10 protein-coding genes are annotated in these 13591 nt (G+C 41.1%); 8 read left to right on the top strand and 2 right to left on the bottom strand.

Annotated elements, in window-relative coordinates:
- Positions 1-6 precede the first annotated feature (6 nt).
- The gene (gene glgP, locus N8O43_RS08460; protein ID WP_125443453.1) at positions 7-2265 is read left to right on the top strand and encodes a glycogen/starch/alpha-glucan family phosphorylase; all 2259 of its coding nucleotides are present in this window, start codon (positions 7-9) and stop codon (positions 2263-2265) included.
- Positions 2266-2513: 248 nt separating this feature from the next.
- On the top strand, positions 2514-2720 hold the full coding sequence (locus tag N8O43_RS08455; protein ID WP_125420785.1) for a hypothetical protein: 207 nt from the start codon (positions 2514-2516) through the stop codon (positions 2718-2720).
- Positions 2721-3063: 343 nt separating this feature from the next.
- Here the strand turns inward: N8O43_RS08455 and N8O43_RS08450 are convergent, their stop codons facing one another.
- The gene (locus N8O43_RS08450; RefSeq protein WP_261090068.1) at positions 3064-3912 is read right to left on the bottom strand and encodes a putative RNA methyltransferase; all 849 of its coding nucleotides are present in this window, start codon (positions 3910-3912) and stop codon (positions 3064-3066) included.
- Positions 3913-4169: 257 nt separating this feature from the next.
- Here N8O43_RS08450 and N8O43_RS08445 point away from each other — a divergent pair, with 257 nt between their 5' ends.
- Entirely contained in the window at positions 4170-4448 is a 279-nt protein-coding gene (locus tag N8O43_RS08445) for a DUF6110 family protein (RefSeq protein ID WP_000910903.1), read from the top strand.
- 1 nt (position 4449) lies between these two features.
- Positions 4450-6513 (top strand): heavy metal translocating P-type ATPase, encoded by a 2064-nt coding sequence (locus N8O43_RS08440; RefSeq protein ID WP_261090066.1) that lies wholly within the window; start codon positions 4450-4452, stop codon positions 6511-6513.
- 75 nt (positions 6514-6588) lie between these two features.
- On the opposite strand, the gene tyrS is transcribed toward N8O43_RS08440, so the two are convergent.
- Positions 6589-7845: a tyrosine--tRNA ligase gene (gene tyrS / locus N8O43_RS08435; protein ID WP_261090064.1), complete on the bottom strand. Its 1257-nt coding sequence runs from the start codon at positions 7843-7845 to the stop codon at positions 6589-6591.
- 141 nt (positions 7846-7986) lie between these two features.
- Between tyrS and pbp1b the strand changes: the two genes are divergently transcribed.
- From pbp1b to N8O43_RS08415, 4 genes are all read left to right on the top strand, one after another.
- Positions 7987-10470, top strand: a complete 2484-nt coding sequence (pbp1b, locus tag N8O43_RS08430; protein ID WP_261090062.1) for a penicillin-binding protein PBP1B — start codon at positions 7987-7989, stop codon at positions 10468-10470.
- 82 nt (positions 10471-10552) lie between these two features.
- Positions 10553-11464 (top strand): DMT family transporter, encoded by a 912-nt coding sequence (locus N8O43_RS08425; protein WP_261090061.1) that lies wholly within the window; start codon positions 10553-10555, stop codon positions 11462-11464.
- Between the two features lie 228 nt (positions 11465-11692).
- The gene (gene dapD, locus N8O43_RS08420) at positions 11693-12391 is read left to right on the top strand and encodes a 2,3,4,5-tetrahydropyridine-2,6-dicarboxylate N-acetyltransferase (RefSeq protein ID WP_000127460.1); all 699 of its coding nucleotides are present in this window, start codon (positions 11693-11695) and stop codon (positions 12389-12391) included.
- A 67-nt stretch (positions 12392-12458) separates the two neighbouring features.
- Positions 12459-13589, top strand: a complete 1131-nt coding sequence (locus tag N8O43_RS08415; RefSeq protein ID WP_261090060.1) for an N-acetyldiaminopimelate deacetylase — start codon at positions 12459-12461, stop codon at positions 13587-13589.
- The last annotated feature ends 2 nt before the right edge of the window (positions 13590-13591 follow it).

Raw genomic sequence — 13591 nt, 5'->3', positions numbered from 1 at the left:
TTAAACATGTTATCACTACAAGAATTTGTACAAAATCGTTACAATAAAACCATTGCAGAATGTAGCAATGAAGAGCTTTACCTGGCTCTTCTTAACTACAGCAAGCTTGCAAGCAGCCAAAAACCAGTTAACACTGGTAAGAAAAAAGTTTACTACATCTCAGCTGAGTTCTTGATTGGTAAACTCTTGTCAAACAACTTGATCAACCTTGGTCTTTACGACGATGTTAAAAAAGAACTTGCTGCTGCAGGTAAAGACTTAATCGAAGTTGAAGAAGTTGAATTAGAACCCTCTCTTGGTAATGGTGGTTTGGGACGTTTGGCTGCCTGCTTTATCGACTCAATTGCTACTCTTGGTTTGAACGGTGACGGTGTTGGTCTTAACTACCACTACGGTCTTTTCCAACAAGTTCTTAAAAACAACCAACAAGAAACAATTCCAAATGCATGGTTGACAGAGCAAAACTGGTTGGTTCGCTCAAGCCGTAGCTACCAAGTGCCATTCGCTCACTTCACATTGACATCAACTCTTTACGATATCGATGTACCTGGTTACAAGACAGAAACTAAGAACCGCTTGCGTTTGTTTGACTTGGATTCAGTTGATTCTTCTATCATCGAAGATGGTATCAACTTTGATAAGACGGACATCGCTCGCAACTTGACTCTTTTCCTTTACCCAGATGATAGTGACCGTCAAGGTGAATTGCTCCGTATCTTCCAACAATACTTCATGGTTTCAAACGGTGCGCAATTGATCATCGACGAAGCAATCGAAAAAGGAAGCAACTTGCATGACCTTGCTGACTACGCAGTTGTACAAATCAACGATACTCACCCATCAATGGTTATCCCTGAATTGATCCGCCTTTTGACTGCACGTGGTATCGAGCTTGACGAAGCAATCTCAATTGTTCGTAGCATGACTGCCTACACTAACCACACAATCCTTGCTGAAGCCCTTGAAAAATGGCCTCTTGAATTCTTGCAAGAAGTGGTTCCTCACTTGGTACCAATCATTGAAGAATTGGACCGTCGCGTGAAAGCAGAAGTGAAAGATCCAGCTGTTCAAATTATCGATGAGAGCGGACGTGTTCACATGGCTCACATGGATATCCACTACGGATACAGTGTTAACGGGGTAGCAGCACTTCACACTGAAATCTTGAAAAATTCTGAGTTGAAAGCTTTCTACGATCTTTACCCAGAAAAATTCAACAACAAAACAAACGGTATCACTTTCCGTCGTTGGCTCATGCATGCTAACCCAAGCTTGTCTCACTACTTGGATGAGATTCTTGGAGAAGGTTGGCACCATGAAGCAGATGAGCTTGAGAAACTCTTGTCATACGAAGACAAAGCAGCTGTCAAAGAAAAATTGGAAAGCATCAAGGCTCACAACAAACGTAAATTGGCTCGTCACTTGAAAGAACACCAAGGTGTGGAAATCAATCCAAACTCTATCTTTGACATCCAAATCAAACGTCTTCACGAGTACAAACGCCAACAAATGAACGCTTTGTACGTGATCCACAAATACCTTGACATCAAAGCTGGTAACATTCCTGCTCGTCCAATCACAATCTTCTTTGGTGGTAAAGCAGCTCCAGCCTACACAATCGCTCAAGACATCATCCACTTGATACTTTGCATGTCAGAAGTTATTGCTAACGATCCAGCAGTAGCTCCACACTTGCAAGTCGTTATGGTTGAAAACTACAACGTTACTGCAGCAAGCTTCCTTATCCCAGCATGTGATATCTCAGAACAAATCTCACTTGCTTCTAAAGAAGCTTCAGGTACTGGTAACATGAAATTCATGTTGAACGGAGCTTTGACTCTTGGTACTATGGACGGTGCTAACGTGGAAATCGCTGAGTTGGTTGGCGATGAAAACATCTACATCTTCGGTGAAGATTCAGAAACTGTTATCGACCTTTACGCAAAAGCAGCTTACAAATCAAGCGAATTCTACGCTCGTAAAGCTATCAAACCATTGGTTGACTTCATCGTTAGCGATGCAGTTCTTGCAGCTGGAAACAAAGAGCGCTTGGAACGTCTTTACAATGAATTGATCAACAAAGACTGGTTCATGACTCTTCTTGACTTGGAAGACTACATCAAAGTGAAAGAGCAAATGCTTGCTGACTACGAAGACCGTGACGCATGGTTGGATAAAGTCATCGTTAACATTTCTAAAGCAGGATTCTTCTCATCTGACCGTACAATCGCTCAGTACAACGAAGATATCTGGCACTTGAATTAAGATACAAGTTTATACGAATAAGATTTGTAAAAAGCGAATTTCGATTGAAATTCGCTTTTTTTTTGAATACTGTGGATTTGGCTCAATCATGTCTTAAAAGAAGAGAAATCATAGATACAGTTAAGGCTTAGAAATACTGCTTTTTACTCTCTTTCAACCTCATGTTTCTTTGTAGTTGATTACCTCACATTCCTTGTATTCGCTTACATAAAGTATTATAATATGATTGTAGGAAAGAAGGTGTTTTTATGTGGAAAAAATATTTTTCAAAATATAGATGGACAGATTTATTTTGGATTTTATTTGTCATTTTGACCTGCCTCTATATAGGTAACCATGATTTGTTTCCTCTCAATCATCAAGAAATCTCTCTTCGTGGTAGTTTCTGGGGATTTGTACTTGCCTTATATCAATTGCTATTTATTGATAAGTTTGTTATCTCGAATCGAAAATAAATATGAGGTATATGCCTGACTGCCCACTGTTAGGATTGATTTTGGAGGAAAGATTTTGTCTCTATTATTTATTGCTTTAAATTTATTTATTTTGTACAAGATTTATTCTTTGAGGCGGGAGAAATCGAAATACTTGATTTATACGGCCTATATCATATTTGGAGTAAATGTAACATATGGTATTCAATGGTTATTAAGAGAACTGATTTCAAATATTTCCTCTTAATATGTATGGGAACTATAACAAAACGCATAAGATTAAGGTTTTTGTGAGCACCTGTTCTTATGCGTTTTTGTAATATTGAGGATTTTCAGTAAGTTTTCTACCTTTGCGAAGTCTAGTTTAGAATGCTTTCCCAACCAGAATCTCTGCTTCAATTGTAATCTCTGTCAGTTGGCTCCAGTCAATCTTGCTCTGGTCGATGTGAAAGAGAAGAGGGGTCATGCTGAGTAGGGCTTGGAGTTGTTCTGCTGTGATAGTCTTAGTTAGAGAGGCTGTTTGGTTAGATAGGATGGTAAAGTGTTCTTGGAAATGATTTTTGATATTTTGGTTAGAATAATCCTTGTTTGTTAGCTGGTCTTGTACCTTCTGACGGATTTCCTTGAGGTGATTTTCAGTTGGAATAACCTTTATCAAGATGCCGTCCTTGGATAAAACGCGACGGAATTCTCCATAGTTGGCAGGTGAAAAGATATCCAGTAGGATATCCATACTGGCGTCTTTTATAGGAAGACGAGCCAGGTCGCCAACGAACCAATTGACTGCCCAGTTTGGTTCACTCTTGGCAGCGATTTGGACTGAATCTTTTGAAATATCAAAGGCATAGAAAGTTTTGTCAGGATGATTTTCTTGGAGTTTACGAGAATAAAAACCTTCGCCACAACCAATATCTAATATTGTTGTGGGAGTTTTTGAGCTTGCAAGTAAATCAGAGATAGCCTCTAAAATAGATTGATAAAAACCGGCTTCTAGGATTTGTTGGCGGTTTTGAAAGTTTTCCTTGTCGTAGTTGGCAGATTGCTTGATTTGAAGTGCCAGATTGACATAGCCAAATTTAGCCAAGTCGAAAGAATGGCGATTGTTACATTTGAGACTGCTCTCTACCAGAGTCAGATCTTCTTGGCAGATAGGACAGGCAAAGGCAGTCGCAGAAGCGAAGCGCTGAAGTTTGGGTTTGAGATTTGTATTCATAGTTTAAGTGTATCAAAAGAGGCAAGTGAAAGCAACTTTAGGAGTAAGTAGATGGGAGATTCAGTAGAAATAAAACTAATACTCTTCGAAAATCAAATTCAAACCACGTCAACGTCGCCTTGCCGTACTCAAGTACAGCCTGCGGCTAGTTTCCTAGTTTGCTCTTTGATTTTCATTGAGTATAATTCTCCAATTTATAAAATGGAATTGCTTTTATATCTAAATTGCTATATAATAATGATAAGGAGGAAATAAGTATGTTAAAAGAAGTATTAAGCGTCGCAAAAGTTGCGAAAAAATCTTCATTATTTTTGGGTGGTGTCGCATTTGGTACCCTTGGTTTGAAAATCTTAGCAAGTAAGGAAGCTAAAAAAGGTTATTCTAAAGCTTTGGCTAAGGCTTACAAGTTAAAAGACGAGCTAGATGCATCTGTTTCTGTTGTGAAGCAACATGGAGATGATGTCTTGCAAGATGCCAAATATTTGTACGAGCAAGAGAAAAAAGAAGAGCAATTAGATAGCCTTATAGGAGAATAATATGTCTTTTAAAGTGCTACATAGAGGATACCAACATATCCGCCTATCATCTTCTTTTTCACTCACCTTGGATATCCAAGACTATCTTCGTTCCTTGGCGAGAGATGAAAAGGGGATTGAGTCTATCCAGTTTTACATGGATCAACAGCACTTTACTCTACGTATAAAAGAAGGCTTCTCTGTATTAGACAATGCAGAAGCCTTTTTAAAAAGAATTGATAAAGGGAAAGTTTCTGAGTTGATGACTCTTCCTGTTCGTAGAGAAGAGAGTGCCTATTCTATCGTTTCAGGTGCAGCGATTAAGCGTGTGCTTTTTCGTAGCCTTGTGCCGTCACCTATTCGCTATATATGGACTTGTTATCAGGCTTTTGGATATGTTAAAGAAGCCTATCAAACACTAGCGCGTAAGGAACTAACGATGGAGGTCTTGGACTGTTCGGCTATTTTATTGTCTTTGTTTATGAACCAATCCAAGACTGCCAGCAACATCATGTTTATGCTTGATTTGGGGAATCATTTAGATCAGTGGTCTTTGAAAAAAACTGCAACAGATTTAGAACAAAGCCTTCTTGCAAAAGAGAGCGACGTATTCTTAGTACAGGGCGATACGGTTGTTAGTATCAAGAGTTCCGATGTTCAAATAGGAGATGTCTTGGTCCTATCTCAAGGAAATGAAATTCTGTTTGATGGACAAGTAGTTTCAGGTTTAGGTATGGTCAACGAAAGTTCCTTGACGGGAGAGAGTTTTCCAGTTGAAAAAAGAGAGTCTGATTTGGTTTGTGCAAATACAGTATTAGAAACTGGAGAGTTACGCATTCGTGTAACCGATAATCAGATGAACAGCCGGATTTTACAACTGATTGAGTTAATGAAGAAATCTGAAGAAAACAAGAAAACGAAACAACGCTATTTCATCAAGATGGCGGATAAGGTCGTCAAATATAATTTCTTGGGGGCTGGGCTGACTTACCTATTGACAGGTTCTTTTTCTAAGTCTATCTCTTTCCTATTGGTCGATTTCTCCTGCGCTTTGAAAATCTCTACTCCTGTAGCTTATTTGACAGCTATCAAGGAGGGGTTGAATCGTGAAATGGTGATTAAGGATGGGGATGTTCTGGAGAAATATCTGGAAGTTGATACTTTCTTGTTTGATAAGACGGGAACAATCACAACTAGTTATCCTATAGTTGAAAAGGTGTTACCTTTTGGGGACTATAGTGAGGAAGATATTCTCAGAATCAGTGCCTGTCTTGAGGAACACATTTATCATCCTATTGCTAATGCCATCGTCAAGCAAGCTGAGATAGAGGGGATTGAACATGAGGAAATGCATGGGAAACTCCAATATATCGCAAGCAAGGGGATCAAATCTCATATAGATGGGCAACCAGTTCTTATTGGGAATTATGTTTTGATGCAGGATGAGCAAATTCATATCAGTTCAGAACAAAATGCTTTAATTGAAGAGTACAAGAGTCACTACAATCTCTTATTCTTGGCTTATCAGAATGAATTGATTGGAATGTTCTGCATCCATACTCCTTTGAGAAAAGAAGCTAAGGCAGCCTTGGAGAAACTTAAGGCACAAGGGAAAAAATTGATTCTGGCAACAGGGGACACCCTGGTTAGGACAGAGCAATTAGTCAAAGATTTGCCCTTTGATCAGGTCTATACCGACTTGAAACCTGATGGGAAATTTGATTTAGTAGAGGAACTGCAGAAAGCAGGTCACACTATTTTGATGGTTGGAGATGGATTGAATGACTCAGCGGCTCTAACCCTATCAGATATCGGTGTGGTGATGAATGAGAGTGCAGATATTTCTAAGCAGATGAGCGATATCTTATTGTTAGATAATCGCTTGGATTTCTTCCAAGAGTTGGATTGGCTATCATCATCTTTGCAAACACTCATCAAGAAGAATATTCAAGATACTGTTGTCGTAAATAGTAGTTTGATTGGCTTTGGCTTGTTTAATTGGCTCAGTCCTTCAAATCTCTCTATCTTACATAATCTAACAACCTTACGCATAGTCCTGCGTAGCCTGTCTATTAAGGCTAGATAGATATGGTTATCAATAACAAAAAGGAGTTACCTTTCTCGAGGTTAACTCCTTTTTTATAGGTAAATGTTGAACAGTTTAGTAAGTCAATACAAAATATTTTTTCTTACCGCGACGGATAACAGTCAGTTCGTTCTCTAACTTATCTGCGTCACTCAAGACATAGTCAAGGTCTTGGATGCGGTCACCGTTGACGTAGATAGCTCCGTTTTGAACATCTTCACGGGCTTGGCGTTTTGAGTTAACTACACCAGATGAGACGAGCAGTTCCACAATATTGTGGTTTTCGTCTACTTGTACTTGGTAGTTTGGCACACCACGAAGTCCTTGTTTGAGTTCTTTAACAGAAAGATTTTTGATGTTTCCTGCAAAGAGTTGCTCAGTGATGTTGAGGGCTTCTTTGTAAGCTTCTTCGCCGTGAACCAGAGTTACGACTTCACGAGCCAAGACTTTTTGAGCCAAGCGTTCGTGTGGAGCTGCTTCAAATTGTTTGCGGATGTCTTCAATCTCCTCAAGTGACAAGAAAGTAAAGATTTTCAAGAAGCGAACAGCGTCAGCGTCCATAACGTTCATCCAGAATTGGTACATTTCGTATGGAGAAGTCTTTTCAGGATTGAGCCAGACTGCGTTTCCTTCAGATTTACCAAACTTCTTACCAGTTGCATCTGTAATCAATGGAACAGTGATAACGTGGCCAGTCTTGTCAGCCTTACGGCGAAGCAATTCAGTACCAGCTGTCATATTTCCCCACTGGTCAGAACCACCGATTTGAAGCGTTACATTGTGATCTTGGTTAAGGACGAAGAAGTCGTAACCTTGCATGATTTGGTAGGCAAACTCAGTGTAAGAAATTCCTGTTTCAATCCGTTTTTTCACAGACTCCTTACTCATCATGTAGTTGACAGTGAAGTATTTTCCGATATCACGGAGGAAGTCAATGAAGCTGATGCTGCCAAACCAGTCGTAGTTGTTGACCATGACAGCCTTGTTTTCACCATTTTCAAAGTCAAGAAAACGAGAAAGTTGTCCTTGGATAGACTTGACCCAGCCATCTACTGTGTCTTTTGTTTGGAGACTACGTTCAGCATCTTTGAAGGACGGATCTCCAATGAGACCTGTAGCACCGCCAACGAGCGCATAAGGTTTATGACCTGCTAGCTGCAAGCGACGACTTGTCAAGATTGCGACAAGGTGGCCTAGGTGAAGGCTGTCAGCAGTTGGATCGTAGCCAGTATAATAAGAAACTTGACCTTCTTCTAGGGCTTTACGCAAAGCTTCTTCATCAGTCGTTTGAAAAATCAAACCACGCTCTTTTAGCTCATCAAAAATGTGCATGTGTCTTTTCTCCTTTTTAAAAATATTGTTTCTACCTATTGTATCACAAACTTGGACAATAGCCTAGTAGAATAGGGAAGAAAGTGGCTATTTTATTGAAAGTTTACCTTTTATGGTATAATAGATAGAGTGAGGAAATCCATGCAAAATCAATTAAATGAATTAAAACAAAAAATGCTGGAATTTTTCCAGCGAGTAAAATCAAAAATAAATCATAAAAAATCAGAGAAAGTCTCAGAAGAGAAGAAGTCGGATGGGACAGGTGGGAAAGTTCTGGCTATCCTAGGTAGCATTTTAGTTGCTATCAAGGGAATTTTGAATACTCTCTTTATTCTAGGCTTTATCGGTGGGCTTTTTGGTGCTGGTGTAGCTCTTGGTTATGGAGTTGCTTTGTTTGACAAGGCTAAGGTTCCCCAATCGGAGGATTTGGTCAAGCAGGTTAAAAATATTTCTTCCATCTCAGAAATTGTTTATGCAGATGGTAGTGTCATTGCTTCTATCGAGAGCGACCTACTGCGAACTTCTGTTTCATCTGAGGAAATATCAGACAATCTCAAAAAGGCTATCGTTGCAACTGAGGACGAACATTTTCTTGAACATAACGGGGTTGTGCCAAAAGCTGTGATTCGGGCGACTTTGGGAACCTTTGCAGGTTTGGGTTCATCTAGCGGGGGCTCGACCTTGACCCAACAGTTAATCAAGCAACAAGTGGTCGGAGATGCTCCGACTTTGGCTCGTAAGGCTACAGAAATTGTCGATGCCCTTGCCTTGGAACGCAGTATGAGCAAGGATGAAATCTTGACTACTTATCTCAATGTCGCTCCCTTTGGTCGAAATCATAAAGGACAGAATATTGCAGGTGCTCAGCAAGCCGCTGAAGGGATTTTCGGTATCGATGCCAACAAGTTGAGTATTCCTCAAGCCGCTTTCTTAGCAGGTTTGCCACAGAGTCCGATTACTTATTCCCCTTATGAAAATACTGGAGAGTTAAAGAGTGATGAAGACTTAGAACTTGGTTTGAAGCGGGGCAAGGATGTTCTCTACAACATGTACCGTACGGGTGCTCTGACTCAGGAAGAATACGACCAGTACAAGGATTATAATCTCAAACAAGATTTCTTGCCATCAGGATCTATTAATGCTGTTTCGAGGGATTACCTTTACTTTACGGCTATGGCTGAAGCGACAGACCGTATGTATGATTATTTAGTTCAACAGGACAATGTCTCTAGTCAGGAGTTGAAAAAGGAAGCGGTTCAAAAGGCCTATCATGAGCGAGCTGAGCAGGAACTAAGTAACGGTGGCTATAAAATCACTACAACGATCAATAAAAAAATCCATAACGCCATGCAAAATGCAGTTGCTAACTATGGTCGTTTGGTAGATGATTCAACTGGGCAACCTGAAGTAGGGAATGTTTTGATGGACAATAAAACGGGGGCTGTTCTAGGCTTTGTTGGTGGTCGTAATTACCAGACTAACCAAAACAATCACGCCTTTGACACTAAGCGCTCGCCAGCCTCTACAACCAAGCCTTTGTTGGCCTACGGTATTGCCATTGACCAAGGTTTGATGGGAAGCGCTAGTATCTTGTCCAATTATCCGACAAAATTCTCTAATGGCAATCCTATCATGTATGTAAATAGTCCAGGTACAGGCATGATGACCCTGGGTGAAGCCTTGAACTATTCGTGGAATATCCCAGCCTATTGGACCTATCGCATGCTTCGTGAGAAGGGCGTGGATGTCAAGGGGTACATGGAGAAAATGGGTTACGAGATTCCAGAGTACGGTATCGAAAGTTTGCCTATGGGTGGTGGGATTGAAGTCACAGTTGCCCAGCATACCAATGGTTATCAAACAATTGCTAATAACGGTGTCTACCATCAGAAACATGTGATTTCTAAGATTGAGTCACCTGACGGTAGAGTAATCTATGAATTCCAAGACAAACCAGTTCAAGTGTATTCGAAGGCAACAGCAACGATTATGCAGAGTTTGCTTCGTGAGGTGATTTCATCTCGGATCACTTCAAGTTTCCAAACGGATTTGGCTTCTATCAATTCAAACTTAGCTCGTGCAGACTGGATTGGTAAGACTGGGACAACCAATGAAGATGAAAATATGTGGCTCATGCTTTCGACACCAAGATTGACTCTAGGTGGTTGGCTAGGGCATGATGACAACCGCCCAATGGCTAAGGGGGCTGGGCATTATCGAAACGCCAAATATATGGCTTACTTAGTCAATGCTATCCAACAGGCTGAGCCTGGTGTTTGGGGCAATGAACACTTTAATCTTGATTCTAGTGTGACCCAATCTCAGGTCCTCAGATCTACAGGGCAGAAGCCGGGCAAAGTATCCGTTAATGGAAAAACAGTTGATCTTTCAGGTTCTACTGTAACGAGCTATTGGGCTAATAAGGCGGGAGCTCCTACAACAAGCTATCACTTTGCTATTGGAGGAAGTGAAGCAGATTACCAAAATGCTTGGTCAAGTATCGTTAGCACATTGCCAACACCTTCTAGCTCAAGTACTAGTTCGAATAACAGTTCAAGTAGTAGCTCTAGCGATAGCAGTAACTCAAATGCTACACGACCTTCTTCTTCAAGGACGAGACGATAAGTTTTATAAACTGTGCTAAATGAAGTGGCTAATCAATGGATTGCCACTTTTTTCTTTTTTCCTTTCGTGTTACAATAAAGATATGAATCAGTATCAGAAAAAGATTGTTAAAGGAACCATTTATTCTCTTCTATCCGGCTTAATCTGGGGAATCTGTGGAATTTTAGGAGAATATTTCTTTACTCATTATCAAGTGTCCTCTGGCTGGATTACCTCTATGCGTTTGACACTGGCAGGGAGTCTTGTGCTCATTTGGTCTGCAGTGCAATTAAAATCGCAAGTGCTAGATATTTGGCGAGATAAGAAAAATTACCTACCCTTTTTGGCCTATGCTATTTTGGGGATTTTTTCAGTTCAATATTTTTTCTATCTCTGTGTAGAATACTCAAATGCAGCGACAGCAACTATTTTACAGTTTATTAGCCCTGTCTTTATCCTCTTTTACAATCGCTTGGTTTATCAAAAACGAGCGTCAAAAAGCGCTATTTTCTATGTTTTGGTTGCTATGCTGGGTGTTTGCTTGATGGCGACAAAGGGAGATCTCTCTCAGTTATCCATGACACCACTAGCACTTGTGACGGGTTTGCTGAGTGCCATGGGGGTCATGTTTAATGTTATCTTACCTCAACCTTTTGCTAAGCGTTATGGTTTTGTTCCTACCGTTGGGTGGGGGATGATTTTGGCAGGTTTATTTAGCAATGTCTTCTCGCCGGTTTATCAGCTTTCCTTTACTCTTGATATTTGGAGTATCTTGATTTGTCTCATTATCGCTTTCTTTGGAACGGCCTTTGCCTTTTTTATTTCCATGAAGGCTGTTTCCTTGGTTTCTCCTTTGGTGGTTTCCGTTATCAGTGCCAGTGAACCTCTCTCTTCTGCCCTTTTGAGTGTTTTATTTTTAGGATTGGTAGTGGATTGGTCCCTTCTTCTAGCTATGACTTTGATTATTTTGCCTATGATTTTCTTATCGATAGAAGAAGCGAAAGAAAGTAAATAAAAAGTCTTTTCTTAATTCTAAAAGTGTGCTATACTAGAATAGTCAATAAAACACGGGGAGATAGTTGTGAAGAGTGTTTTTAGGTTGTATCGGTAGGGGCTTGCTTTTACCGACAGCACGTTTTATCTCACATCCCTAAAAATCATACCTAAAAACAAACAAAAAGGCTTCAAATTTGAGGCCTTTTTTGGTAGAATAGGTATCATTAAAATGAACTAGGAGGCGCTTATGACTGCTACAAAAATGAACGCTCAAGAAATTATCCAATTTATCGCCAATGCTGAAAAGAAAACCAGTGTGAAAGTAACCTTTGAGGGACAACTCGCAACTGCTGTACCAAGCTCTGTTGTCAAACTAGGGAATGTCCTATTTGGAGACTGGAAGGATGTAGCTCCGCTTCTTGATGGTTTGGTAGAAAATCAAGACTATGTTGTTGAGCAAGATGCTCGTAATTCTGCCGTTCCTTTGCTAGATAAACGTGCTATCAACGCTCGTATCGAGCCAGGTGCTATTATCCGTGATCAGGTTGAAATTGGTGACAATGCTGTCATCATGATGGGAGCGGTTATCAATATCGGTGCTGAAATTGGTGCAGGAACTATGATTGACATGGGGGCTATCCTTGGTGGCCGTGCCATCGTTGGGAAAAACAGCCACGTTGGTGCAGGTGCAGTTTTGGCAGGTGTGATTGAGCCAGCTAGCGCAGAACCAGTCCGTGTTGGAGACAATGTTCTTATCGGTGCCAACGCAGTGGTTATCGAAGGGGTCCAAATCGGTAGTGGTTCAGTTGTCGCAGCAGGAGCTATTGTTACCCAAGATGTCCCAGAAAACGTGGTGGTAGCAGGTGTTCCAGCTCGTATTATCAAAGAGATTGATGCCCAAACCCAACAAAAAACAGCGCTAGAGGATGCGCTTCGTACCTTATAATTGTAAAAGTAATAAAGAGGCGGAACCCTTCTTCCAGCCTCTTTCTGCTATATAGGAGGACAGATAGATGTTAGATTTGATTCAGACTAGACGAGATTTGCACCAGATTCCAGAGATTGGCTTGGAGGAGTTCAAGACTCAGGCTTATCTGATGGATGTTATTGAGAAATTGACTGCGGGCAAGAATTTTGTTCAAGTTCGTACTTGGCGGACAGGGATTTTGGTCTATTTGCAGGGAAGTCAGCCAGAGCGGACCATTGGTTGGCGAACAGACATTGATGGTCTTCCTATCGTCGAACAAACAGGCCTTTCTTTCGCTTCTCAGCACCAAGGTCGTATGCACGCTTGTGGCCATGATTTCCACATGACTATTGCCTTGGGCTGTCTAGAGCGCGCCCTTGAAGAGCAACCAAAGAACAATCTGCTCTTTCTGTTTCAACCTGCTGAAGAAAATGAAGCTGGTGGCATGCTCATGTATGAGTATGGCGCTTTTGGAGATTGGTTGCCAGACCAATTTTATGGTCTCCATGTTCGACCAGATTTGAAGGTTGGACAGATTGCGACCAATACTCATACACTCTTTGCAGGGACTTGCGAGGTGAAGATTCGTTTCAAAGGCAAAGGGGGACACGCAGCCTTTCCTCATGAAGCCAATGACGCCTTGGTGGCCGCTAGTTACTTTGTGACTCAAGTGCAGTCAGTTGTCAGCCGCAATGTTAACCCAATCGAGGGAGCGGTGGTGACCTTTGGCGTTTTTCAGGCTGGAACAACTAACAATGTCATCACAGACACAGCCCTTTTGCATGGGACTATTCGGGCCTTAACTCAGGACATGAGTCTCTTGGTGCAAAAGAGGGTTAAAACAGTTGCAGAAGGCGTTGCAGCAGCCTTTGATATGGAAGTTGAAGTGGAACTCAAACAAGGTGGTTACCTGCCTGTTGAGAACAATCCAGCCTTGGCGCGTGAATTGATGGACTTCTTTGAAGAAAAAGAGGGAATCGAGTTGATTGATATCGAGCCTGCAATGACAGGTGAGGACTTTGGTTATCTCCTTTCAAAGGTTGATGGGGTTATGTTTTGGCTTGGGATTGATAGTTCCTATGCCCTTCATCACCCTCAGATGAGTCCTAAGGAAGATGCTTTAGCTATTGGTGTAGATGCGGTCTCTAGTTTCCTGAAAAAGAAGGCAGCAGAGTAGAG

It is taken from the genome of Streptococcus mitis (assembly GCF_946190335.1).
Classification (GTDB): domain Bacteria; phylum Bacillota; class Bacilli; order Lactobacillales; family Streptococcaceae; genus Streptococcus; species Streptococcus mitis_CH.
Note: the sequence above shows the minus strand (reverse complement) of the source record. Positions and strands in the feature narration are given on the sequence as shown.

Bases quoted from the DNA above. Each gene is read 5' to 3' on its own strand.
- N8O43_RS08440 (WP_261090066.1), top strand. From the start codon at position 4,450: ATGTCTTTTAAAGTGCTACATAGAGGATACCAACATATCCGCCTATCA.
- N8O43_RS08415 (WP_261090060.1), top strand. From the start codon at position 12,459: ATGTTAGATTTGATTCAGACTAGACGAGATTTGCACCAGATTCCAGAG.
- pbp1b (WP_261090062.1), top strand. From the start codon at position 7,987: ATGCAAAATCAATTAAATGAATTAAAACAAAAAATGCTGGAATTTTTC.
- N8O43_RS08450 (WP_261090068.1), bottom strand. From the start codon at position 3,912: ATGAATACAAATCTCAAACCCAAACTTCAGCGCTTCGCTTCTGCGACT.
- glgP (WP_125443453.1), top strand. From the start codon at position 7: ATGTTATCACTACAAGAATTTGTACAAAATCGTTACAATAAAACCATT.
- N8O43_RS08425 (WP_261090061.1), top strand. From the start codon at position 10,553: ATGAATCAGTATCAGAAAAAGATTGTTAAAGGAACCATTTATTCTCTT.
- tyrS (WP_261090064.1), bottom strand. From the start codon at position 7,845: ATGCACATTTTTGATGAGCTAAAAGAGCGTGGTTTGATTTTTCAAACG.
- N8O43_RS08445 (WP_000910903.1), top strand. From the start codon at position 4,170: ATGTTAAAAGAAGTATTAAGCGTCGCAAAAGTTGCGAAAAAATCTTCA.
- N8O43_RS08455 (WP_125420785.1), top strand. From the start codon at position 2,514: ATGTGGAAAAAATATTTTTCAAAATATAGATGGACAGATTTATTTTGG.
- dapD (WP_000127460.1), top strand. From the start codon at position 11,693: ATGACTGCTACAAAAATGAACGCTCAAGAAATTATCCAATTTATCGCC.